Source organism: Methylobacterium sp. AC315, from assembly GCF_979253755.1.
In genome coordinates this window covers 1-249 of sequence record NZ_CEEDEA010000108.1, presented here as the reverse complement: position 1 = coordinate 249, position 249 = coordinate 1, and the positions used below count along the sequence as shown (strand labels likewise).

At 71.5% G+C, this 249-nt stretch carries 1 pseudogene; it reads right to left on the bottom strand.

Annotation, left to right across the window (positions count from 1 at the left end):
• Window positions 1-249 (bottom strand): annotated as a pseudogene (locus AC0IY0_RS28890) (dihydroxy-acid dehydratase); the annotation flags it as partial.

The window sequence follows — 249 nt, the reverse complement described above, 5'->3', positions numbered from 1 at the left end:
GGTCCGGGGTGACGTCGAGGTCGAGGTCGTTCACCGCCGCGCTCATGGCGTCGTACTCGTCGAACACCCGGGCCGGGCCGGTATGCTTGAGGAAGCGCGGGTCCGCGGCCGGCGGCTTGATCACGCAGCCATGCGGCGCAAGGGTACCGTACAGGATCGCGGTGCCGCCGGTCGTCCCGATCGGCTTGTCCAGCGGGCGGATCACGTCGTCGTTGTAGACGCGCATGCCGGCGAGCCCGGCGCCGACCG